The 23,327-nt window shown below is 68.7% G+C and carries 18 protein-coding genes; 9 read left to right on the forward strand and 9 right to left on the reverse strand.

The genetic code is table 11. The features are described 5' to 3' along the window. Positions 1-32 precede the first annotated feature (32 nt). The 5 genes from IW245_RS03885 to IW245_RS03905 all read left to right on the forward strand — a co-directional run bounded on the left by IW245_RS03885 (position 33) and on the right by IW245_RS03905 (position 7,448). Positions 33-1,196, forward strand: a complete 1,164-nt coding sequence (locus tag IW245_RS03885; RefSeq protein ID WP_197001822.1) for an ROK family protein — start codon at positions 33-35, stop codon at positions 1,194-1,196. A gap of 134 nt (positions 1,197-1,330) precedes the next feature. After that, the gene (locus IW245_RS03890) at positions 1,331-2,590 is read left to right on the forward strand and encodes an ABC transporter substrate-binding protein (RefSeq protein WP_197001823.1); all 1,260 of its coding nucleotides are present in this window, start codon (positions 1,331-1,333) and stop codon (positions 2,588-2,590) included. A gap of 3 nt (positions 2,591-2,593) precedes the next feature. Continuing rightward, complete coding sequence (locus tag IW245_RS03895) at positions 2,594-3,550, forward strand: carbohydrate ABC transporter permease (RefSeq protein WP_197001824.1); 957 nt, start codon at positions 2,594-2,596, stop codon at positions 3,548-3,550. A gap of 2 nt (positions 3,551-3,552) precedes the next feature. Next, entirely contained in the window at positions 3,553-4,371 is an 819-nt protein-coding gene (locus IW245_RS03900) for a carbohydrate ABC transporter permease (protein WP_197001825.1), read from the forward strand. 68 nt (positions 4,372-4,439) lie between these two features. Then, positions 4,440-7,448 (forward strand): CBM35 domain-containing protein, encoded by a 3,009-nt coding sequence (locus IW245_RS03905; RefSeq protein WP_197001826.1) that lies wholly within the window; start codon positions 4,440-4,442, stop codon positions 7,446-7,448. 46 nt (positions 7,449-7,494) lie between these two features. Here IW245_RS03905 and IW245_RS03910 read toward each other — a convergent pair whose 3' ends face one another. The 4 genes from IW245_RS03910 to IW245_RS03925 all read right to left on the reverse strand — a co-directional run bounded on the left by IW245_RS03910 (position 7,495) and on the right by IW245_RS03925 (position 10,813). Next, on the reverse strand, positions 7,495-8,304 hold the full coding sequence (locus IW245_RS03910; RefSeq protein ID WP_197001827.1) for an alpha/beta fold hydrolase: 810 nt from the start codon (positions 8,302-8,304) through the stop codon (positions 7,495-7,497). Positions 8,305-8,380: 76 nt separating this feature from the next. Then, positions 8,381-9,451: a helix-turn-helix domain-containing protein gene (locus tag IW245_RS03915; RefSeq protein ID WP_197001828.1), complete on the reverse strand. Its 1,071-nt coding sequence runs from the start codon at positions 9,449-9,451 to the stop codon at positions 8,381-8,383. A 13-nt stretch (positions 9,452-9,464) separates the two neighbouring features. Further along, entirely contained in the window at positions 9,465-10,283 is an 819-nt protein-coding gene (locus tag IW245_RS03920) for an inositol monophosphatase family protein (RefSeq protein ID WP_197001829.1), read from the reverse strand. Beyond that, positions 10,280-10,813: a DUF5919 domain-containing protein gene (locus tag IW245_RS03925; protein WP_197001830.1), complete on the reverse strand. Its 534-nt coding sequence runs from the start codon at positions 10,811-10,813 to the stop codon at positions 10,280-10,282. Before IW245_RS03925 ends, IW245_RS03920 begins: the two co-directional genes overlap by 4 nt. 774 nt (positions 10,814-11,587) lie before the next feature. On the opposite strand from IW245_RS03925, the gene IW245_RS03930 reads away from it, so the two are divergent. The 4 genes from IW245_RS03930 (at position 11,588) to IW245_RS03945 (ending at position 14,486) form a co-directional block, all read left to right on the forward strand. Beyond that, positions 11,588-11,734, forward strand: coding sequence for a hypothetical protein (locus IW245_RS03930; protein ID WP_197001831.1), 147 nt, complete (start codon positions 11,588-11,590; stop codon positions 11,732-11,734). A 56-nt stretch (positions 11,735-11,790) separates the two neighbouring features. Next, positions 11,791-12,150, forward strand: coding sequence for a hypothetical protein (locus IW245_RS03935; RefSeq protein WP_197001832.1), 360 nt, complete (start codon positions 11,791-11,793; stop codon positions 12,148-12,150). 330 nt (positions 12,151-12,480) lie between these two features. Beyond that, a complete protein-coding gene (locus IW245_RS03940) occupies positions 12,481-13,347 on the forward strand; it encodes a PfkB family carbohydrate kinase (protein ID WP_197001833.1) in 867 nt (288 codons plus the stop codon). 272 nt (positions 13,348-13,619) lie between these two features. After that, the gene (locus IW245_RS03945; protein ID WP_197001834.1) at positions 13,620-14,486 is read left to right on the forward strand and encodes a peptidoglycan-binding protein; all 867 of its coding nucleotides are present in this window, start codon (positions 13,620-13,622) and stop codon (positions 14,484-14,486) included. Here the strand turns inward: IW245_RS03945 and IW245_RS03950 are convergent. The 5 genes from IW245_RS03950 to IW245_RS03970 form a co-directional block, all read right to left on the reverse strand. Further along, positions 14,462-15,292, reverse strand: coding sequence for a sugar phosphate isomerase/epimerase family protein (locus tag IW245_RS03950; protein ID WP_233473118.1), 831 nt, complete (start codon positions 15,290-15,292; stop codon positions 14,462-14,464). The genes IW245_RS03945 and IW245_RS03950 overlap by 25 nt on opposite strands. Beyond that, complete coding sequence (locus IW245_RS03955) at positions 15,289-16,575, reverse strand: dihydrodipicolinate synthase family protein (protein WP_197001835.1); 1,287 nt, start codon at positions 16,573-16,575, stop codon at positions 15,289-15,291. Before IW245_RS03955 ends, IW245_RS03950 begins: the two co-directional genes overlap by 4 nt. Continuing rightward, positions 16,572-17,717 (reverse strand): Gfo/Idh/MocA family protein, encoded by a 1,146-nt coding sequence (locus IW245_RS03960; RefSeq protein ID WP_197001836.1) that lies wholly within the window; start codon positions 17,715-17,717, stop codon positions 16,572-16,574. The genes IW245_RS03955 and IW245_RS03960 overlap by 4 nt, the downstream gene beginning before the upstream one ends. A 130-nt stretch (positions 17,718-17,847) precedes the next feature. Continuing rightward, entirely contained in the window at positions 17,848-20,271 is a 2,424-nt protein-coding gene (locus IW245_RS03965; protein ID WP_197001837.1) for an RICIN domain-containing protein, read from the reverse strand. A 37-nt stretch (positions 20,272-20,308) separates the two neighbouring features. Next, positions 20,309-23,143, reverse strand: coding sequence for a glycosyl hydrolase family 95 catalytic domain-containing protein (locus IW245_RS03970; RefSeq protein ID WP_197001838.1), 2,835 nt, complete (start codon positions 23,141-23,143; stop codon positions 20,309-20,311). Positions 23,144-23,327 lie beyond the last annotated feature (184 nt).

The following is a 23,327-nucleotide window of genomic DNA, read 5'->3' on the forward strand; positions in this document are numbered from 1 at the left end:
CGAAGTTAATTTATGTGCCTAGTGTTCGGCCTATGAGCCCCAGACGCCCGCCGATCACCACCCAGGCATCCACCGCCGTGTTCACCCAGGTCCTCACCCAGGGCCCGGTGTCCCGGGTCGACCTCGCCCGGCGCACTGGGCTGTCCTCCGCCGCGATCACCAAGGCGGCCCGGCCATTCCTGGACGCCGGCTACCTGGAGGAACTCGAGGCCGGCGAGCGCACTGCGCCGGGGGCCGGCCGACCGGCCAGCCCCCTGGTCGTACGGGCCGACAGGGAGTTCTTCGTCGGCGTGAAGATCACCACCGAGGACCTGATCGGGGTCGTCGGGGACCTGCGGACCCAGATCCGCGCTTCCGCGCACCACCAGCTCGCCGCAGGCGACGTCGAACACGTCGTCGGAGCCCTGGCCGAGCTGGTCGACGAGCTGCTGGCCCGCTCGCCGGAGTACCGCGAACGCACCCACGTCATGGGCGTCGCGGTCTCCGGCGACGTGGACCGCGCGACCGGCACGGTGCGGTACTCGCCGTTCCTCGGCTGGCGCGACGTACCCCTCGCGGAGCTGCTCGCCGAGGCCACGGGCCTGAAAGTGGTGCTGGAAAACGACGTCAAGGCGCTGACCGTCGCCGAACAGTGGTTCGGCGAGGGCGTGGGACTGTCCTCGTTCGCACTGGTCACCGTCGGCACCGGTATCGGTTGCGGACTCGTGATCGGCGGGAACCTCGTCGCCGGCGCGCACGGCGTCGCCGGCGAACTCGGCCACCTGGCCGTCGCCGCGGAGCCGGCCTGCCACTGCGGCGGCACCGGGTGCGTGGAGGCGATCGCGAGCACCGACGCGATCGTCGCCCGCGCCCGCCTCGTCACCGGCTCGCCGGCCCTGAGCATGGAACAGGCGGTGACGGGCGCGCGCGGGGGCGACCCGCTACTGCGGGGAGTCTTCGACCGGGCCGGGCACGCGATCGGACTCGGCCTGACCGCCGTGGCCAACCTCGTGGGCCCGGAACGCATCGTGGTCTCCGGGGAGGGCCTGGCGGCCTACGACCTGTTCGAACCCCAGATTCGCGAGACGTTCGCCCGGCAGGCGTTCGGGGCCGCGGCCGACTGCGCGTTGATCATCCGGCCGCTGCCCTTCGAGGAATGGGCACGCGGTGCCGCCTCGGTGGCGGTGCAGAGCCTGTTCTCGGGCCACGCCCATTAACTGAATTGGGATCGCATCCTGCCAAAGCGCGGGTGTGACCGGCGGAAACGTCCATATCATTGCGGATACCCAAGACCCGGGTGATCCGTCGAACAGACACGCCCATTCTGGGTCACCTGAACGGAGAACCCCCCGTGAGTACCACCTTTTCCCGCCGCCGTTTTCTCAGCACATCGCTCCTGTTCGCAGGAGGCGCGATCGTGGCCGGATGCGGTGCGGACCCCAAGAAGGCTCCCGGCACCCAGGTCACGCTGAACCAGTGGTACCACGCGTACGGGGAGAAAGGCACCCAGGAGGCGGTCAAGCGCTACGCCGCCGAATACACGAAGAACAACCCGGACGTGGCCATCAACGTCACCTGGGTCGCCGGCGAGTACGAGACCAAGCTCAACTCCGCGCTGCTCACCGCCGGCGCGCCCGACGTCTTCGAGATCGGCGACTTCCGCCACCAGATGGTCAAGAACGGCAACCTCGCGCCACTCGACGACGTGATCGGATCCGCCAAGGGCCAGTACAGCAAGGCCGCGCTGGACCTGGTCACGGTCGACGGCAAGATCTACGGCATCAAGATGATCGACGACATCATGATGCTGTACTACCGCAAGTCGGTCCTCGCCGCCGCGGGCATCACCCCGCCGCAGACGTTCGCCGACCTGCTCGCAGCGGCCAGGAAGCTGACCACGCCCAAGCAGAAGGGCCTGTTCGTCGGCAACGACGGCATCGGCGACGTGCCGTACCTGCTGCTGTGGTCGGCCGGTGGCGACCTCCTCAGCGGCGGCAGGGTCGCGTTCGACTCCCCGGCCGCCCGCGAGGCGCTCGGCGGGCTGCGCCAACTGCACGACGCCGGAGTCCTCCTGGAGGGCTTCAGCACCGACTGGTACGACCCGGGCGCGATCGTGCAGAACGCCGCTGCGATGCACTGGTGTGGACTGTGGGCGCTGCCGGCCGTCAGCAAGGAACTCGGCGACGACTTCGGCGTGGTGCCGTGGCCGGCGTTCAACGCCTCCGGGGCCCCCGCCGCGCGACTCGGCGGCTGGTACGAACTGGTCAACGCCAAGAGCCAGCACGTCGACGAGGCCAAGAAGTACGTCCAGTGGCTGTGGGTCCAGCAGGAGGAACTGCAGAAGGACTGGTGCGTCAAGTACGGGTTCCACGTCCCGCCCAAGTCCGGCGTCGCCGCGAGGACCACCGAACTCAGCCAGGGCCCGGCCCGGGCGGCCGTGGAGATCTCCCAGAAGTACGGCCACTCCTTCCCCTCGCTGTGGAACACCGCGACCGGCACGGCGTTCGGCGAGGCTGCCTCGAAGATCGCCAAGCAGAAGGCCGACCCCGCCGCGGCTCTGGCCGACGCCGCCGCCCGGTGCCAGGCCGAGATCGACAAGCAGCTCGGCTGAACGATGAAGACCGCTACCCGTCCCCTCCAAGCCCCGACCGAGGCCATCACCCGGCCCCGGCGGCGCACCGACAGATCCGCGATCCTGGCCTTCGTGGCCCTGACCGCGCCCATGGTCCTCGGGCTCGGGTTGTTCAAGTACGTGGCGATCGGCTGGAGCTTCCTGCTCAGCCTGAGCGAGGCGCGCGGAACCATCACCATCGGATCGTGGGTCGGACTCGACAACTACGAGTTCCTGCTCCGCGATCCCGGGTTCCGCTCCTCGCTGGTCACCATCGTGCTGTTCGCCGTGTTCATCGTGCCGGTCACCTTCGCCGGCGCCCTGGGCCTCGCCATACTCCTGCACCGGATACGGCGCGGCCGTGCCCTTTTCCGGACCACCTTCCTGATCCCCGCGGCGGTGTCCTACGTGGCCGCGGCGCTCGTATGGAAGATGAGCCTGTTCAACGGCCTGCCCTCGGGGATCGCCAACACGGTCCTCCTGCTGTTCGGCCAGGACGCCGTCCCGTGGGTGGCGACCCAGGACCCGCCGCTGTACTGGGTGGTCCTGGTGACCCTGCGCCTGTGGCTGCAGGTCGGCTTCTACATGGTGCTGTTCCTCGCCGGACTGCAGGCGATCCCGCCGCACCTGTACGAGGCCGCGTCGCTGGACGGGGCCGCCGGTTGGGCGATGTTCCGGCACATCACCCTGCCCATGCTGCGCAACACGTCCGTGGCGGTGCTCATGCTGCTGCTGATCAACGCGCTGCAGGCGTTCGACGAGTTCTACAACATCTTCAGCAGCGGCCTGGGGGCCAGCGCCACCGCCCCCGTCCGCCCCCCTCTGGTCTACCTGTACGGCGTCGCGCTCGGCGACCAGAACTACGGCGTCGGATCCGCGGGGGCGTTCCTGCTCACCCTGATCATCGTCGCCATCACCCTGGTCCAGGGCCGCGTGGTCGGCTTCGGGCGAAAGGACTGACCATGATCCGCGTCCTCGTCCGCTACCTCGGCCTCGGCCTGCTCAGCACCCTGTTCCTGCTGCCGTTCTACATCATGCTGCGTAACTCGCTCATGACCACCCGGCAGGTCACCTCGACGGACTGGCAGTGGCTGCCCGTCCCGTTCACCCTCGACAACTTCACCGAACTGTTCACCGACACATCCGTCCCCATGGGCGGCGCACTGGCCAACTCGCTGCTGATCGCCACCGTCACCGCCCCCGTCTCCACCATGCTGGCGGCCATGGCCGGCTACGCGCTGGCCCGCATCCAGGTCCCCGGCAGGGGAGTGGTCACGGCCTTCATCGTCGCCACCCTGATGATCCCCGGATCGGTCACCTTCGTGCCCACCTTCGTGGTCATCGACGCGCTCGGCGGAGTGAACACCCGGTGGGGGATCATCGCCCCGGGCCTGTTCAACGCCTTCGCCGTCCTGCTGTTCCGCAGCTTCTACCTGCGGTTCCCCTCCGAGATCGAAGAGGCCGGCCGGCTCGACGGGCTGGGCCACGTGGGCGTCTTCCGGCGCCTGGCCCTGCCCAACTCCACGACCATGATCGCCGCCATGGGGGCGCTGTCGTTCATCGACAGCTGGAACGCCTTCCTGTGGCCCCTGGTCATCGGCCAGGACCCCTCCACGTGGACCGTGCAGATCGCCCTGTCGACGTTCCTCACCGCGCAGACCGTCAACCTGCCCGGACTGTTCGCCGGCGCGGTCGTCTCCATCCTGCCCCTGGTGGTCATGTTCCTCGTCGCCCAGCGCTACATCGTGCAGGGCATCACCATGAGCGGCCTGAAGGACTGACCGCTCCACGACCCGGCGGTCGCCGTCGCCCGCCACAGCCTCCCCCCTCAGCACGAAAGGATCCGGTCATGAGACCCATCCCCCTACGGCAGCGCATCCTCGCCGGAGCGTTGACGGCAGTTCTCGTACCCCTCGCGGTCGTGCTCGTCAGCGGCCCCGCCAGCGCGGCCAGCTACGAGGCGGAATCGACCGCCAACACCCTCCTCGGCCGCGCCGGGGTCCGCGACTGCGCGCCCTGTTCCGGCAGCAAGAAGGTCGGTGACGTCTACGGGGGCGGCGCCCTGGAGTTCCGGGGCATCACGGCCGGCGCGGCCGGCGGATTCCGGGTCCGGATCCACTACACCGCCGGCGACGCGCGCTCCGCCCAGGTCAGCGTGAACGGCGGCCAGGCGAGCACTGTCGCCTTCGCGCCCACGGGCGGCTGGAACGTCGTCGGGATCAGCGAGCTCACCCTCACCCTCGCCGCCGGCGCCAACGTCATCAAGGTCGACAGCGGCACCGGCTACGGCCCCGACCTCGACAGCGTCGAGATCGACCCGCTGTCCGCCCCGACCGCCTACGAGGCCGAGGCCTCCGCCAACACCCTCGCCGGGGCCGCGGTGCGGTCCAGCTGCGGCGCGTGCTCGGGCGGTAACAAGGTCGGCTACATCGGCGGCACCGGCACGCTGCGGTTCAACGGCGTCACCGCGCCGGCCACGGGCGACTACCAGCTTCGAGTGTTCTACGCCACGGCCGACCAGCGCCAGGCGACCATCAGCGTCAACAGCGCCACAGGCGTGCCGGTCACCTTCAACTCCAGCGGCGGATGGGACAAGGTCGCCACCAGCGACCTGACCGTCAGCCTCACCGCCGGCAGCAACACGATCACCGTGGCCAACCCCGCGGGATTCGCGCCGGACATCGACAAGATCGAGCTGACGGGTACCGGCCCGGCCCCGAGCCCCTCGCCGTCGCCCACCCCGACCGCCACCCCCACCCCTAGCGGCGGCATCGACATCAGCGCTGACAACATCCGGATCAACTACAGCCTGGCCACGGGCCGCGCCGACGTCTACTACTCGGGCGTCCGCCGGATCACCGGCATGTACAGCGGCGCCGACATCGGCTCGACATTCGTGTCCACGAAGGACGCCGGTGCCTCCTGCGCCTACGCCAACCTGGTAGTCACCTGTGCCCGCCCGGGCCAACCGACCCTGAGGCAGAAGTTCGTCTTCCAGGGGCCCGACCGCTTCCTCATCCAGCTCGAGGCCTCGTCCTCCTCCAGCATCACGGTCAACAAGATGACCCCGATGCTGGTGGACACCACCGGCGGCGTCGACATCGGGACCGCCGGTGACAACCGCGTCCTGCTGGTACCGGTCGACAACGACTCCTGGGTCCGCTACGAGTCCAAGCCGGTCGACACCGTCACCACCGCCAGCCGCAGCTTCGAGGTCACCTCGTTCTACGACGACACCAGCCGCAACGGCTTCGTGTTCGGCTCCGTCGACCACGACACCTGGAAGTCGGCGACCGTCGCCGCCGGCGGCTCCGGGAAGCTCAACCGCCTGGAGGTTACCGCAGGCATTACCGACTTCGGGTACGACTACGGCACGGCCGACAACAGGTTCCAGTTCAACCGGGAGAAGCGCGCGCACAATCCCGTCACGGGCACCACCGTGTCCTCGCCGCGGATGCTGATTGGCTACTTCGCCGACTGGCGCACTGGCATGGAGACCTTCGCCCGCGCCAACGCCACGGCCGTGCCGTCGCGCACCTGGGACAAGGGCACCCCGTTCGGATTCAACTCCTGGGGCGGGCTGGGCGCGCGCGTCGCCGACCCCACCCTGGTGACCCAGACCAGTGACTTCCTCGCGAGTCAGGTGCCCGGATGGCGCAACACCGCCACCGGTGCGGCGAAGCCCTACGTCGGCATCGACTCGTACTGGGACGCGCTGCTGCAGCCGCAGTGGGCGTTCGAGGACCCTAACACCGACTGGAGCAAGCTGCAGGCCTACGTCGACAAGGTCCACGCCAACGGCCAGGAGCCGGCGCTGTACTTCCAGCCCTTCGTCAACTTCTGGGACCACTACGACGAACCGGTCGGTGGCACCAAGCTCTGCGACACCTGTCAGAACCAGACCCTGAGGCAGATGAGCCTCAAGGTGAACAACCAGCCCATCATCAACGACGGTGCCATCGCGCTCGATCCCACCAACCCCGGAGTCCTCAACCGCGCCCGGATGGCGCTGACCAAGTTCCACGACCTCGGCGTGCGCTATGTCAAGATCGACTTTCTGACCCATGGCACGCTCGAGGCCGACGGCTGGTACGACACCACCGTCAAGACCGGCCTGCAGGCCTTCCACAAGGGGATGGCCCAGGTGATGAGCTACGCCGGCCCGGACACGTTCATCGACGCGGCGATCTCCCCGCTGTTCATGGCCCAGTACGCCCAGGCGCGCCGGATCTCCTGCGACGCGCACGGCAGCATGAACAACTGGCACGAGACCGATCCCGACCGGTACCAGAAGAGCACCGAGTACATGCTCAACTCGCTCACCTACGGTTGGTGGCTCGACGAGCTGTACACCTACAACGACGCCGACCACATCCAGTTCGGCAACTACGTCTACGAGAACAACAACAACGCCAAACTGATCGGAGTCTGGCCGGAGAACTACAACCGGGCCCGGGTCACCTCCGCCGTCATCACCGGCGTGTACCTGATCAGCGACGACTACTCGGCCACCGGAGACCCCGAACTCAAGAACCGGGCGAAGAAGTTCCTGCAGAACCCGCAGATCAACGCCATCGCCCAGCTCGGCCGCTCGTTCCAACCCGTGGAGGCCGACACCGGCTTCAAGGCCAACAGCCTCTACGTCCTGCGACAGGGCAACACCACCTACCTGGCGGTGTTCAACTTCGACAAGACCGGCGCGCGCACGTTCACCGTCGACGCCACCAGGCTCGGCCTGAACGCCGGCACCACCTACAACCTCACGGAACTGTGGTCAGGAGCCACCAGCACGATGAGCGGCTCCACGTCGATCCCGGTCCCCACCGAGGACGCGAAGATCTTCAAGATCACAGGCTGAGAGGGGTACCGGGTGGCCGGCGGCGTACTGTCGCCGGCCACCCGGCTCATGCCGCGTCGGGGTGTAGCCAGTCATAGATCTCCTGGTACACGTCGACACCGGGAATATGTCCGCCGCTGTACACGTGGCCTCGCGCGGTCGCGATGTGCGCGAGGAGGTGATCGGAGTGCTCTGCGGAAACGTGGGCGTCGTCGGTTCCCCGCCAGACGCCGACCGGCACGGTGATGGTCTCCAACTCGAAGCCCCACGGCCGGGCGAGAGCGAGACTGTCGTCGACCCAGCCGTCCGTACCGTCGACGAACGTCGCCCGCAGTCGCGCCATCGCGTCGGGATCGTCGAGGGCCGGGGGACCAGGTGTGCCGGGCAGTTCCGGACCGCCGTCGTTGACGCGTCCCATGATGTCCGCCGAGACCTCGGCAAGCCGGGACCGCAACTCCGCCTCCTCGCGCGGCGGCGTGTCGGGATCTGCCGGCTTCACGCCGGAGAGCACCGCGCACGCGGTGACGCGGTCAGTGAGCAGCGCAGCGCAGGCGAGGGCGTGCGGTCCGCCTCCGGAGCCGCCGAAGACCGCGAACTGGTTCCAACCGTGGGCGTCGGCGAGCGCGCGCACGTCGTTCGCCGCGTCGGCCACCGTGCGGCCGGGGCTGCGGGTCGAACCGCCGTAGCCGGGCCGGTCGTACGCGAGAACCCTGAGTTCGCTCCGCCGCATCGCCTCGATCAGGGTGGGCCACTTCCAGCGGGTGCTGGGCGATCCGCTGTGGAACACGACCGGGTATCCGTCCGCCTGGCCGTACTCGCAGTAGCGCAGGACCGTTCCGTCCGGGCGGGTCAGCTGCGAGGATTCGGGAAGAGTCATGCGGAGTATCCAAGCGCTTCGGTGTATCGCTCGCAACGCCCGCCGGGAATCGCCGGCCGCCGGGCCAGTGGCCCTGTCAGCTTGCCGTTTGCTCGATCTCGGCGAGCATAAGCCGCAGCGACTGGCTGTGCTTTTCCGGCGGCAGCCTGTCGAGGGCCTGCCGCGCGTAGGCGATTCCGCCCGCAGGATCGCCAGCACGGTTCATCATCAGCCCCCGGTGAAGCTCGATGTGCGTGGCGAACCGGGGCAGCGTCGCGGGCCGCGTCCGGTCGGCCTTCTCCTGGGCTTCGATCGCCCGCTGCTCTTCCCCCAGCCGGGACAGCAGGAGGCTGCTGATCGTGGCCATGCGCCACTCCGGGATCGCGAAATCAGAGATCTGCTCGGACGACCCGACGATGTCGAAGGTCCGCCTGGCCTCGTCGAGCGTCGCCAGGCTCGCTCGTTTCTCCCCGCGCAGTCCTTGAACGTGAGCGAGTCCGAGCAGTGCGTTCAAGCGCCCGAGGGAGGGCTGGTCGCTGAGTTCGAGGGCGTGCCTGGCCAGGGTGGAGGCGATCGGAAGCGCTGCTCCCTCATAGGCGAGTGCCAGGGAGGCCCGCCCTCTGACCCATACGCTGGCGTTCGTGTGTCCGGAACGATCCGCCACCTGCCCGGCCAACCTGTACCAGGAGATCGCTTCTGTGGATCCCTTCGTGGTCTTGCCGTACACCGTCATGACCCGGGCCGCGATCGCCCACAGCTCGGGCGACTCCAGATTCTGCTGAAGGACGACGAGGTCCCCGGCGAGCCGGTTCTGCAACTCGCCCGCACCGAGTGTCATGTAGTCGTATCCGTAGCCTTCCACTCGCTCGCGCCAGTCACCTTCCTGTTCGCGACCGTCGAGTGCGGCGGCAAAGCCATGCCGCAATAACTCCGACGCGGCGATCGGTGCGATGACGCTCGCGGCCAGTCCAGTCAGAATTCCATGGCGATCCACACACTCTCCCAGCTCTCGCTCGTACGCCAAGATGACATCGGGGTAGGCGCGCTTGACGCCGGTCTCGACGTTCCCGAGGTGACTTTTGCTGTAGTTCGTGCGACGCGCCATGGAGGACAAGCTGATCCCAGCCGCTTCCCTCGCGGCACGCAGGCTCTGTCCTACGGCGTCCATGGAGACCAATGGATCACAGCACAGCCCCCTCTGGCCACACCCTTGACTCCGCGCGTCGAATCGACTCAATGATCTGTGCGACGATCGCCGCGCTCCCGGCGATGGTGGCTTGGGAGTCGAACGTGTGTGGGGAACCATCTCTGTCCACGACAACCGCCCCGGCCTCGCGCGCGATCACCACGCCGGCCGACGTGTCCCATGGGTTGTTCGACATGGTGACCGACGCGTCCACCTTGCCATCGGCGAGCCAGGCCAGATCGGTTGCCGCCGTGCCGAGCATGCGCATCCTGAGTGCCTGTCCCGCAAGATCCTCGGTCAAGGCGAGGCGTAGCCGGTTCTTCTCCTGTGATCCCGTACCCACCGCGTAATCGCCCATGGCGATCACCGCGTCGTTGAGGTTCGCAATGCCGCTGACCTCGAGCTTCCTGGTCCCATGGAATGCTCCTTCGCCGTCCACGGCGTGGTAGCAACTCCCCAGAAAGGGAAGTTTGATCACTCCGAGCACTGCTCTGTTTGAGTGGACCAGTCCCAACGACACCGCACAGAGTGGCAGGCCTCGGACGAAGTTCACGGTTCCGTCGATCGGGTCCAGCGCCCACAGCAACTCGCCCTCGGCGTTGGTCCGCCCTTCCTCCTCCCCGAGGAAACCGATGTGGGGAGTCTTCTGGGCCAGAAACGAGCGCACCGCACTTTCCACCATGAAGTCCACGTCTGAGGCGAAGTCGCGATCACCCTTGGCGTGGAGTGTGCGCGGTTCGTGGTCGCGCACCAGGTCACTCGCTATGTTTACCGCTTCCAATGCCGCTGCGAGTAGTGGCGTGAATGTGCTCATGTCGGGGTGCCTCGCTCCCACAGGGACATCATGACCTGCTCGAAGGTCGCGAAGAGGCCATCACCGTTGCTACCCCGCTGTAGCACGAACGTTGGCGAGTCCACGCCTCTGGCGGCAGGCAGATATGGCTGCATCACACACAGCGAACCGTCGACAATGAAGATGTTGAAACGGACGGTCTCGTCATAGGTTCCGATGAGCATCCGCTCGCGCGCATCCGCCGACATTCTCGACCGTGCACGTTTCAGAGTCTGGATATTCAGATCCGTGAGCCCCGACAGATGTCCTGGCGTGTAGCCTTCCTCCTCCTCGCGGCGCTTGATCGCCTCACCCGCAGGGTCAAGGAACAGGCAGTGCACCTCCGAGCCAGTTTCGACCAGGTGCCGTAGGCACTGTTCTGGATACTGTTGGCAGACGAGGTTCAACGACAACCCCACGGCCCGCACGGTGTGGGCCTGGTCGAAGAGCGAGTGTGGCGGGTAGTGCGACAGGAATTCCGAACGGGTCGCATAGGCCGAAGAAGCGTCCACCCTGCGACCTTCCTGGTCGGCTTCCGAAGGCGTCCTGTTGCTCCGCATAGTCGCGGATCCGTTGACGTTTCGCTGCACAGGAGCCAGGCCGGAAGGCGGGAGAGCGAAAAGCTGGTCGGCCCTCCATTCCGGGAACATCACTTCTAGGACCCGGCAGTGGTGTGGGTACGGCAGGCCGACGAGCTGTCCCGACCCCCACCTGTGCAACTGGGCCCGGCTCGGCCAGGTCCTCTTCAAGGTGGAGTCGATAGTCCCAGCCGCCCTGTCGTACTCGGTGCAAAAGGTCTGATAGGTCTGCCAGTGGTTGAGCTTGAGCAGCGCACGCAACAGCGTCGGCTCTGACGGCATCGTGCCCTCCTGCGCGGGTCGGCGGTCCGGCGGGTGCGGGTCAACCCTAGACCCGGAAAGCGACACAGACGAGACACCATTCGACACAGATGACGGGGAAAGGCACATCCGCGGAGTCGTGACGAGACTGTCGTCGGACACATCCTGTGTGCAGGGCGCTCCCCGTCGATGGTGCCCATATCGACGGGCGGTGGTGGTTCCAAGCCATCGGCGGGGAGTTGCCCACTCACGTGCGAGAGGGGATGGCGGGATGGACAACGCGGGTGTGATGTCGGTGGACGAGGCCCGGGAGATCATGCGGGCGCACACGGAGTCGCCGGGGGGTTGGTGTCTGGGGTGCCGCACACCTCAGACAGAAGACGTCCTGTGGCCGTGCGAGCGCCGGAGATTCGCGTACCAGATGTTGATCGCACGGGGGTCGCTGGCATGAGCGGCGAGCGCGTGGCCGGGTCGCCGCAGGTTTCTCCGATCACGGCGCTGATCCGGCTACTGGCGGAGCTCGTGCTGGACGTGCACAAGCCGACGGAAGGCGTGGACGTGTGTCGGATGCGCCGTGGCCTCGGGGACAGGTGAATCGTTTCCCTGCTGGCCGGCCGACACCGCGAGGAACGCTCTGAAAGTGGTGAACGATGGGTGAGTACTACTCCTCGGCGGCCCGGGTCAGCGAGCCCCGCGTGGCCGCGCACCGGGCCTCGACTCCGATGTTCTCCGATCCGCACCCGCCCCGCCGGTTCGCGCTGCGGCGCTGGCAGGACGACACGGGCGTCAGCGGCCTGGGGATCGTGGCCTACGGCGTCGCGTGGCCGGACGACAAGGTCGTCATGCGGTGGCTGGGGACCACCACCGGCGTGGCCCAGGTGTGCGTGTTCGATTCGCTGGACGACCTGATGCGTATTCACGGGCACGGCGGTCGATCGGAGATCGTGTGGGTGGACCCGTACACGGTCGCCTCCTCCGGCGAGGTCCGCGTCGGCGGATACATCGACTGACCCCGGAGCGGCCCTGGGCGGGATTCGACAGGCGGGCGGGTAATCCTGGAGGAGGGCTGGAGCTCGCCCGCGAAGATAGACCATCACAGCACGTCGGCCATGGCGGCATACCCAGGTCGGCTCCGTGAGAAGCGAGGTCAAGTGCCCTCCACGACTTCTGCAGCGGCCCTGGGCGTCTCGGCACGCCCGGGGCGGCTTGGTACCTCGCCACCAACACCGGCGGGCGGGGGCGGCGGACTTCATCGCCGTCGTCAAGGTTCGGCGTTACTCGGAAAAATCCGCGCAGCTCCAGCACCTGCTGGTATCAGGCGGACCGGTCAGGAGGATTTGATGGACGGGCTGTTCGTCGGGTTGGCCACGGTCGACCTCGGCTACTTGGTGGCCGACTACCCCAGTGAGGACACGAAGAGCACGGCGCTGGACCAAGTGACCGCAGCGGGAGGCCCGGCTACGAACGCGGCGGTTGCGTTCGCGTTCCTGTCCGGCCAGGCCCGGCTGGTCACCGTTCTGGGCCAGCACTGGATCACGGGCCTGGTACGCGATGACCTGACCCGGCACCACGTCGAGGTCGCCGATCTCACGCCCGCCGAGCAGGCCGCCCCGCCCACGTCCTCGATCATCGTGTCGCAGAGCAACGCCAGCCGGACCATCGTGTCCCTCGACGCAACTCGCACCCAGGCCCCCGCACCGACCGACCCTGGCGCCCTGCTCGGCACCGCAGGGATCGTCCTGGTGGACGGGCATCTGGTCGAGCCGTGCTCGGCGATCGCCCGCGCGGCGCGGGCCACGGGCACGCCCGTGGTGTTTGACGGCGGCCGGTGGAAGGACACTCACGCCGAACTGCTCCGTCACGTCGATGTGGCGATCTGCTCCAGCCGCTTCGCTCCTCCCGGTGCCGCCGATGCCCACGACTTCCTGCTCGACCTTGGCGTCAGATTCGTGGCAACCACGAATGGCGAGGGCCCGATTCGCTGGTCGACCCCGAACGATCAGGGTGTCATCAAGCCGCCGTCCGTCGTCGCCGTCGACACGCTCGGGGCCGGCGACATCTTCCACGGCGCGTTCTGCCACTACTTCGCCGCCGGACGAGACTTCCTCGGGGCTCTGGAAAACGCCGCGACCGTGGCTGCAGCGTCTTGCGAGCAGTTCGGCACCAGGGCCTGGATGGTCACCGGACGAGAAAGGTTCCCCGGCTAGCCGCTACGGCCAACCGGCATTCTGGGAAGCCGCCCGCGAACTGATCCAGACGAGCGGCGGACGCTCCCTCAGCGCCATGCAGTTGAGGAAGGCGAACCGGACGGCAGCCGTTGGCGTAGGAGCAAACGCCACGACGACAAAGACGTCGCCTATGCCACCGTCAGTGGTCTGTGACGTCCGCCGAGTGGGCGTTCCTGGAGTGAACCTGGAGGTGGGCTGGAGGTCGCCCCGCGAAGGTGGACTCTCACCGGCACACAGGACGGAGCGACCCCATGGAGCTTCCCACCAGGCGTTGGCTGCTGACTCAGGGCGCGCTCGTCGCCGCTACGATCGCCGCCCCCACTGCATGGGCCACGTCAGCCAGCGCGGCCCTCCCCGCCGTCGACATGGAACTCGTCCTCCTCGCCGCCCAGGTCGACCCGCCGAAGCCGGACACCGGCACCACCCCCGGAGCCAAGGCCCACGTCCTCCCGGTCGAGCGGGCACTGAACACCATCGGCCTGCTCGCCACGTCCGCCGTCGACGGGCACTACGGTTCGTCGACGATCGCGGCGTACGCGGCGTGGCAGCGCCAACTGGGCTACTCCGGGATCGACGCGAACGGCCTGCCCGGGGTCACGTCGCTGACCAGGCTGGGGGAGACCCGGTTCACCGTGGTCCACCCGGTCCGGGCCGGCTCGCGGACCGACTCCTACGGCGGCAGGCTGGTCAACACCCGCACCGCGACCATGCTCGCCGCCGCCGACGCGTCCCCGGCGTGGGACATCACGCTCAGCCAGGGTTCCTACACGACCGAAGATCCCACCTCGGCGGGTACGCATGACGGCGGCGGCGTCGTCGACATCAGCGTGACGGGAATGTCCACGGCGCGCCGCTGGCAGCTGGTGCAAGCGCTGCGCACGGTGGGCTTCGCGGCGTGGCTGCGCACCCCGGAGCAGGGGTTCCCGTTCCACATCCACGCGGTGGCCGTGAGCGACCCGGACCTGTCGGGCCCGGCGCAGCGCCAGGTCCACGACTACTACTTCGGCCGCAACGGGCTGGCCAACCACGCCGTGGACGACACTCCGCCGGACTACCAGGTGCCGTTCACCTGGTGGGAGAAGGCCCAGCGGGGTCAGCCGGCCATCGCCGCCCGGTAGCCCTCGACCGCCTCGGCGAGCACCTCGGCCCCTGGCCGGGCCCACACCTCCTCGTGGAACACCTCGACCTCCACCGGCCCGGTGTACCCGGCAGCGTCCACCGCCCGGACGAACCGCGCCATGTCCACGCACCCCGTCCCCGGCAGGCCGCGCCCGAGCAGCACCCCGGCCGGGAGCGGCGTGATCCAGTCGGCGAGCTGGAAGCAGGCGATCCGGTCGGCGGCCCGGGCGATCTGTCGCCACACGTCCGGGTCCCACCACACGTGGTACGTGTCGACGACGACGCCCACCGCCGCGACCGGGAACAGTTCGGCCATGTCGAGGGCCTGGCCCAGGGTGGACACCGCGCACCGGTCGGAGGCGAACATCGGGTGCAGGGGTTCGATGGCGAGCCGGACCCCGGCGGCGAGCGCGTCGGGCACCAGCCGGCCGATCGCCTCGGTGATCCGGTCGCGGGTGCCGTCGAGGTCGCGGGAGCCGGGTGGGAGGCCTCCGCTGACGAGGACGAGTTCCGGCGCGCCGATCGTGGCGGCCTCCTCGATCGCGCGGCGGTTGTCGTCGTACCAGTCGGGGGTGGTGAAGAATCCGCCCCGGCACAGGCTGGTCACGGTCAGGCCGGCGTCGCGGAGCAGGCTGGCGGCCCCGGTGGGTCCGGGCGCGACGAGGTCCTCCCGCCACAGGCCCACCTGGGTCACGCCGGCCTCGACGCACCCGGCGACGAGGTCGGGCAGCGGCCAGTGCTTGGTGGTGGCGGAGTTCAACGCGAACCGTTCGAGCCCGCCGGCGGGCACCACCCGCCCGGTCACTGGGCGCACCCGTGCACGGCGAAGAACGCCCGGGCCCGCTGCTCCGCGAGGTCCGTGTCCGGCAGCAGGCCGGCGGCGTCGGCGAGCCGGACGAGCTTCGCGAGGTGCGCCGCCGACCGCCCCGACTGCAACCCCCCGACCATGCTGAAGTGCGACTGGTGGCCGGCGAGCCAGGCGAGGAACACGATGCCGGTCTTGTAGTAGTAGGTGGGCGGGCCGAACAGGTGCCGGGCCAGCGGCACGGTCGGCGCGAGGATCCGGTCGTACTCCGCGGTGTCGCCGGCGTCCAGCGCCGCGAGGGCTGAGGCGGCCGCCGGGGCGATGGTCGCGAAGACGCCGAGCAGGGCGTCGGAGTGGCCGAGGTCGTCGCCCTTGATGAGTTCGGGGTAGTGGAAGTCGTCGCCGGTGTAGAGGCGCACCCCCGCCGGCAGGGCACGTCGCAGGGCCACCTCCCGGTCCGCGTCGAGGAGGGACACCTTGATGCCGTCGACCTTCTCCGGGTACTCGCCCACCAGCGCGAGCACCGTCGCGGTCGCCTCGTCGAGGTCGGTGGAGCCCCAGTAGCCGGCGAGGGCGGGGTCGAACATGTCGCCGAGCCAGTGCAGGACGACCGGGCCGGACGCCTGGCGGAGCAGGTCGGAGTACACGGAAAGGTAGTCCTCGGGGCCGCGCGCCGCGGCGGCCAGGTGCCGGCTGCACATCAGGACGGGGACGGCCCCGGCGTCCTGGGTGTCGGCCAGCTGCTCGGCGTAGGCGCGGCCGATCATGTCGAGCTGCGCCACGCCGATCATGTCCAGGCCCGTACGGGCGTGGGTCCGCGCCTGGCGGGCGCTGCGGGTCAGGGGGTCGATGTCCGACGCGGTCCTGCCGGCGGGTTCCCGACGGAAGGAGTCGGCGCCGAGCCGGTCGCGGCTGGCGCGCAGGGACTCCGGGGACACGTCGAGCTGGTCGGTGGCGACCCCGGCGACGATCCGGCCGCCGGCGGCGCGGGCCTCGGCGGCGCTGCGGCGGATGAGTTCCCGGGTGGCCGGGTAGTCCAGGCCCATGCCGCGCTGGGCGGTGTCCATGGCCTCGGCGACGCCGAACCCGTAGGACCACAGGTGGTGGCGGAACGCCAGTGTGGCGTCCCAGTCGAGGGTGGCGGGCGCGCCGGGGACGTTGTCGGCGGTGGGGTCGGCGACGACGTGTGCCGCCGCGTACACGTCTCGGGATCGTGCTGGGCCCATGGTCGGCCACCGTGGGCCGCCGGTGAGCTGGAACGGGCCGTCGGGCAAGGTGATCATGACAGCTCCGGGATCTCGACGCGGCGGCCCTCGCGGGCGGAGACCAGGCCAAGCTCGGCGAGCTGCACGCCCCGGACGCCGGCCATGAAGTCCCACGGGAACGGCGTGGCGTCGACCACGTGCCGCAGGAAGTGCTCCCACTGCACCTTGAAGCCGTTGTCGAACTCCTCGTTGTCGGGCACGGTCTGCCACTGGTCGCGGAACGGCTCGGTGACCGGCAGGTCCGGGTTCCACACCGGCTTGGGGGTGGTGGCCCGCGACTGGATCCGGCAGTTGCGCAGACCGGCGACGGCGCTGCCGTGGGTGCCATCGACCTGGAACTCGACGAGTTCGTCGCGGAACACCCGGGTGGTCCACGAGGAATTGATCTGGGCGACGATGCCGCCGTCGAGCTCGAAGATGCCGTAGGCGGCGTCGTCGGCGGTTGCCTTGTACTCCGCACCGGCCTCGTCGACCCGGGTCGGCACGTGGGTGGCGATGTGCGCCGTCACGGACCGGACCGGGGCGAACAGCTGCTCGAGGACGTAGTGCCAGTGCGGGAACATGTCCACGACGATCCCGCCACCGTCGGCGGCCCGGTAGTTCCAGCTCGGCCGCTGGGCCGGCTGCCAGTCGCCCTCGAAGACCCAGTAGCCGAACTCGCCGCGCACGCTGAGGATCCGGCCGAAGAACCCGCCGTCGATCAGCCGCTTGAGTTTGCGCAGCCCGGGCAGGAACAGCTTGTCCTGCACCACGCCGTTCCTGAGCCCCTGGGCCCGGATCAGCGCGGCCAGGTCGAGGCTGGACTCGGTGGACTCGGTCAGCGGCTTCTCGGTGTACACGTGCTTGCCGGCCGCGATGGCCTTGCGGATCGCGCCCTCACGCTCGGAGGTGACCTGGGCGTCGAAATAGATGTGCGTGTCGTCCCGGGCGAGCGCGGCGTCCAGGTTCGTCGTGTACGCCAGGCCGTGCTTCGCCGCGAGTTCGGCGAGCTTGCGTTCGCTGCGGCCGACCAGGACTGGCTCGGGCCAGATCCGGCTGCCGTCGGCGGCGGGAAGGCCGCCCTGCTCCCGGATGGCGAGGATCGACCGCACCAGGTGCTGGCGGTACCCCATCCGGCCGGTCACGCCGTTCATCACGATGCCGATCGACCTGCGTTCCATGATCACCCCTTTGGTAAGCGCTTTCCAAAGGCAAAGGTAAACGCTTTCCGGGGTGGCCGCAAGTAGGGGTGCACCGCCCGACCGAGCAGGTCGGGCGGTGCACCCCTGGTCAATCCGGACAACCGGACCGCTACGGCACCTGCACCAGGGTCCACTGCTGGTTGGCGCCGTTGTTCGACGTCCACTGCAGGACCTGTGCGCCGTCAGCCATGGAGCCCCCGGACACGTCGGCGAGCATCGAACTGTTGCGGTTCGTCAGCGTGGTGTAGCCGCCGCTCGTGGTGAGCGTCCACTGCTGGTTGGCGCCGCCGTTGGCCGTCCACTGGTTGAGCTGGGTGCCCGCCGTGGTGGAGAACCCGGGAACGTCCAGGACCTTGCCGCTGCCGACATTCGTGAGCACCGAGTACCCGCCGGTGGTGGCGATCCTCCACAGCTGCCCGGTCGCGCCAGTGTCGGTGGACTGGGTGATCAGCGCGCCGTCGGCCGCCGAGTTCCCGGTCACTGTGAGGGCCTTGCCACTGTTGCGGTTGATCAGCTTGTACTTCGGATCGGGCGTGGTCTGCCCGGGGGTGATCGCGAAGTTGTCGTACTGGGCGTTGATGTAGTCGCTCATCCCCAGCGCGACCTGCCCGGCGGAGTACGTGCCGTCCGTGACCGTGCCGACCGTGGTGCCGTCGACCTGGGCGGTGATCGTGGTGCCCTGGAAGCCCAGGGACAGCTTGTGCCACTGGTTGGTGCCCAGCGCCGTGGCCGTGCCGCTCTTCAGCGTCGTGAACGTCCAGCTGGAGTCGCTCTTCTGGATGGACCAGGCCCCGGTGTTGGAGACCCGCAGATGGTAGGCGTTGAGCCCGTTGTTGTTCTTGTTCTGCGCGCCGACCCTGCCGAGCAGCTCGACGCTACCGGCCTGTTCGAGCAGCACGTCGGAGCTGACGGTGTAGTTCGTCCAGTCCAGTTCACCCATCATCGTGTACGGGTAGAGGAACGGCTCGTCCGTCCACCGGATCGGGGCCTTGGGGGCCATCTGGCGGACACAGGTGCCGGTGCGGCCGGCCGCGCAGCCGAGGGTCTCGAAGGAGCCGTTCATGTCGGTGAAGTACTTCGGGGACCGGTTGTTGGTGTAGCCGTCGAAGGTGTCGGAGTAGGGCAGGTTCAGCGGCGCCCGCGCCGGGGACACCGCGGTGCCCTTGCCCTGGCCGGTGGTGGTGGTCAGGCTGTAGACGTAGCCGGGCTTGAGGGTGACGGTGTAGCCGCCGCCTGCCGGGGTCACGTCGGGCTGCCGCACGAAGTGGTCCGCGGCGACGTCCGAGCGCATGTTGGTCGCCCACACGTGCACCGCCCCGGTGGACAGGCCGCCGGCGATGGTGAACGTCGCGGTCTGGTCGGCGGTGGCGTCCATGGTCTCGACGACCGTGCTGTAGTCGGTGCCGTTGGGCGATTTGAGGGCGACGTAGCTGCCGTTGGCGCGGTTGCCGCCGAGGTAGCCGGTGGCGGGGTCGATGTACTGCCAGCCGGGCTGGGCGAACTGGGCGGTGTGCGCCAGCGCCCACGTGGTCTTGCCGAGGCTGTAGGCCCCGGACCAGGGCTGGTCGGCCAGGGCCAGACCGTCGGTGGAGAAGTACAGGTTCTGGTACAGAGCCGCCACGATGGGCCAGTTGATGAACGCGGTCATCTTCCCGTCGATGTAGCCCCGGTTCACCCCGCGGGCGACGGCGGCGGCACCGGTGTTGTAGTCCTGCGAACCGCTCTCACTGGCCCACAGCGGCTTGCCCAGCCCGACGGCGTTGGCCGAGCTCGGGCAGTTGGTCTGGTTGCCGAGGTAGCCGCAGGCGTAGTGCGAGCCGACGACGTCCACGGCGTTGCGGAACGCGGTGTCCGACACCATGGCGTCCACGTCGCCGCCGAATCCGAAGTTGTCGTTGGCCACCACCTTGGTCGCCAACCCAGCCGTGGTCAGGCCGCTCTTGAGGTTGATGAACCACTGCTTGTCGTAGCCGCGTTCGTTCCAGCCGCCGATGTAGTCGATGGTCAGGTTGTGGTCGGACTTCGCGTGCTGGATCCACTTGACCAGGTAGCCGATCATGTCCTGGGACCAGAAGTTGCCGTTGCCGATCCAGCCCGGGGCTCCCCACGACAACGCGACGAGCTTGATGTTGGGGTTACGCGCCTTGGCCTGTTCCATCAGCCACCACTCGTACCCGCGCTGGTAGTTCTCGTCGGTGGCGGAGTGCATGTGGCTGGGCTCGGCGCCGTCGGTGGAGTTGGTGTCCCCGCCGACCTCGACCTTCAGGATCGACAGGCTCGCGCCGTACCCGGGCTTGAACAGGTAGTCCAGGATCTGCGAACGCTGCGGTTCCGGGTAGTCGAACAGCAGGCGCGAGTTACCGCCGCCGCCGCTGATCGCGCCCACGCCGTCGAACACCCGGCCGGCCGCCGTGCCGTTGATCGTGATCGACGTCGCGGCCTGCGCCGCCGTCGGGGCCCAGACGGCCGCCAGGGAGGTCACGAAGGCGAGCGCCACCAGCGCCGCCAGGGTGGGCCAATTTCGGAAATTCATCGGGTTCTCTCCAGGGAAGGGGTGTGCCACGGGGGAGTTAGGCGGTGCCGATGTTGAGTTCGGCGACGGAGGTCCACGGATTGCCGTTGACCTCGCTGAGCGCCCGCAGCCGCACGTACCGGCCGGTCTTGGCCGTGAAGGTCACCGTCTGTTCGGTGGTGTTGTTGGCGAACGTGCCGGTCTTCACGGCGGTGCCCCAGGTGGTGCCGTCGGTGGAGACGTAGACCTCGTAGTTGGCGATCCGGCCGTTGGCCTGGGACTGGCGGGGCAGGTAGTACAGGTTCGTGACGGAGTAGCTGGCTCCGAGGTCGATCTGGATCTCGTGCGGCATCTGTGCGACCGGGTTCGACCACTTCGTGTGCCAGAAGGTGGCCGGGCTACCGTCGAGAACGTTCGTGCCCGGAGCGTTCTCGTTCGTGGTCTCCTGGCTGTCCACGTAACGGACGGACATCTGTGACTGCGGGATCCGGCCGCCAGTCGGGGCGGGGGTGACGGTGACGAACCCGCCCGGTTGCAGGTTGACCGCCTGGCTCCAGGTGCCGAACTTCACCGTGGTCGTGGAGCCGGTGGTGCTGTGGATGGTGGCGGTGGTGACCTTGCCGTTGAGCCAGGTGAGGTCGACGGTGAACCCGCCGCGCGCGCCGAGGCCGGTCGCGCTGCCGGCCGCCGCCCACGCGGTGGGGAGTGCCGGCAGGAGTTCGATCAGGCCGGCACGGCTGTAGAGCAGCATCTCGACCATGGCCGTGGGGGTGCCGAAGTTGGCGTCGATCTGGAAGATGGGGTTGCTGCCGCCGCCGTAGATGTCGAAGAAGTTCTGCGAGGTTCCGGGGCTGCCGTTGATCGACGGCTTCAAGTTGACCAGCAGCATCTGGTACGCCTTGGCGGAGTCCTTCAGTCGCGCCCAGCAGGCCGAGCGCCACGCGGTGGCCCAGCCGTAGCCGCCCTCGCCCCGGGCGGTGAGCAGGTTGCGTACCCCGGTGAGGAGCGCCGCGGGGCTCCCGTCGGCGGTGATCCGGTCGCCGGGGAACAGTCCGACGAGGGGGGACAGGTGCCGGTGCTGGGTCTCGCCGAGGTTGTCCGGCGACATCCACTCCTCGAGCCAGCCGGTGGTGGGGCTGACGACGGGCAGGTAGAGCTGGTTCTGCAGGCCGGTGACGGTCTGGGCGTAGCCGGCGTCGACGCCGAGCGCCGCGGCGGCCTTGCGGTAGGAGTCGAACAGGGCCCAGACGAGTTCCTGGGCGTAGGTGATGCCCTTGACGTAGGGGCCGTGTTCGGGGGACCAGTCGGTGTCGTCGATGAGGACCGTGGCCCCGTTGACGGTGGTGGTGATCAGGCGCGCCTCCCAGAACTGGACGGCGCCCTTCAACAACGGATAGATCTTGTTCAGGTACGCTGCGTCGCCGGTGTACTGGTAGTGCTCCCACAGGTTCATGCACAGCCAGGCGTTGCCGGCCGGGTGCCAGTCCCAGCCCATGCCGCCGTAGATGTTGGTCGAGATCGCCGTGGTCCAGCCGGCGATCTTTCCGTTGGAGTTGCGGTAGTGGTTGCGGGAGTCGTTGAACAGGTTCCTCGTCTGGGTGGTCCAGGACGACACCTGCGAGACGCAGTAGTCGGCGAGCGCGGTGAAGGTGGGGCCCAGGCCGGCGCGGTCGGCCAGCCAGTAGTTCATCTGCAGGTTGATGTCGGTGTGGTAGTCGCCCATCCACGGCGGCGCGTTGTCGGACAGCCACAGGCCCTGCAGGTTGATCGGCACGCTGCCCCGCGAGGACGTGATCGCCAGGTACCGGCCGAACTGCAGGTAGCTGGCCTCCAGCTCGGGGTCGGCCGGCGCGCCGGACGCCGCGCGGGCCTGGAGCCGAGCCCAGGTGTCCTGGGACTTCTGGGCCGCCGACGACGTGCCGAGGTTGACGGTGGAGGTGTTGTAGAGGGCCTGGTAGTCGCCCGTGTGCGTGGCCAGCAGGGTCGTCCCGGCGATCCCCCGGGCGGCGGTCGCCTTCGACACGGCCACGGTCCTGGGGTCCACGGCCGGATTCTTGAACGCCTTCGACGCGTCGGGGGTGTAGTTCGTGCCCCCGGAGACGATGATCACGACCTCGGTGCAGTTGGTGAAGGTGACCGTGGCGCCGCTGGTCGCGACGGTTCCGCCGGTGCCGGTCGCGGTGACCGCCGCGGCGTACTGGAGCCCGTTGCCGAGGGCGGCGGCGAACGAGGCCGTCTTCGCCGTGGCGTCGGCGGTGGTCGTCTCGCCGTGCGTGCCGTTGAGCGTGACCGAACCGGTGTAGGCCCCGCCGCCGCCCTGGGTCAGCCGGATCACGACGACGTCGTCGGGGTAGCTGGCGTACATCTCCCGGCGGTACGTCACACCCTGATACGTGTACGTCGTGGTGACGAAGCCGTTGCTGAGGTCCAGGGCACGCTGGTAGCCGCTGACCGCCGACGTGGTGTGCGCCGGCACCGCGACGTACACCTTGGCCAGCATCGTGAACGTGCCGAAGCTGGTCGCGTCGTACGGGAACTGGCCGCCGCCGTCGAGGCTGGCGTTCAGCCCGCCGGTCCACAGTGTCGAGTCGGTCAGGTACAGGCACTCCCGGGCCGGGTCGCCGCCCAGCAGTCCGCCGATCCGGCCGTTGCCCACCGGCAGTCCCTGCGTGATGATCGCCGACTCGGCGGCCGGGGTCGGATACCACAGCCGGGTCGCCGACGCGTCCGGGACGAGGGACAGGGCCGCGGGCCGGGCGACCTGCGCCTGGGCCTCGAACGGCCGCAGGCCGCCGAGCACCGCGGCGACGCCGGCCGCGCCCGTGAACTTCAGCAGCGACCGGCGTGACGCCCCGGGGCCCGTGGGGCCGACGGGGTCGGGTGAGGGGGACATGCGGTTGCCTCCTGAGGGGTTATACGCGCTATGAGGGGTAATGATCAGAGGACTCGCACCTGCTGGGATCGCACCGCCGGACGAGGTGAAGCATGTCTAGTGATGTTGATTAATGAGTGAACTGGCTCAGCTTCTCGCCAGATCTGACAATTGTCAACACAATCCCTGCAAGACTTGTGCCAAT

It is taken from the genome of Longispora fulva, assembly GCF_015751905.1.
Lineage (GTDB): Bacteria > Actinomycetota > Actinomycetes > Mycobacteriales > Micromonosporaceae > Longispora > Longispora fulva.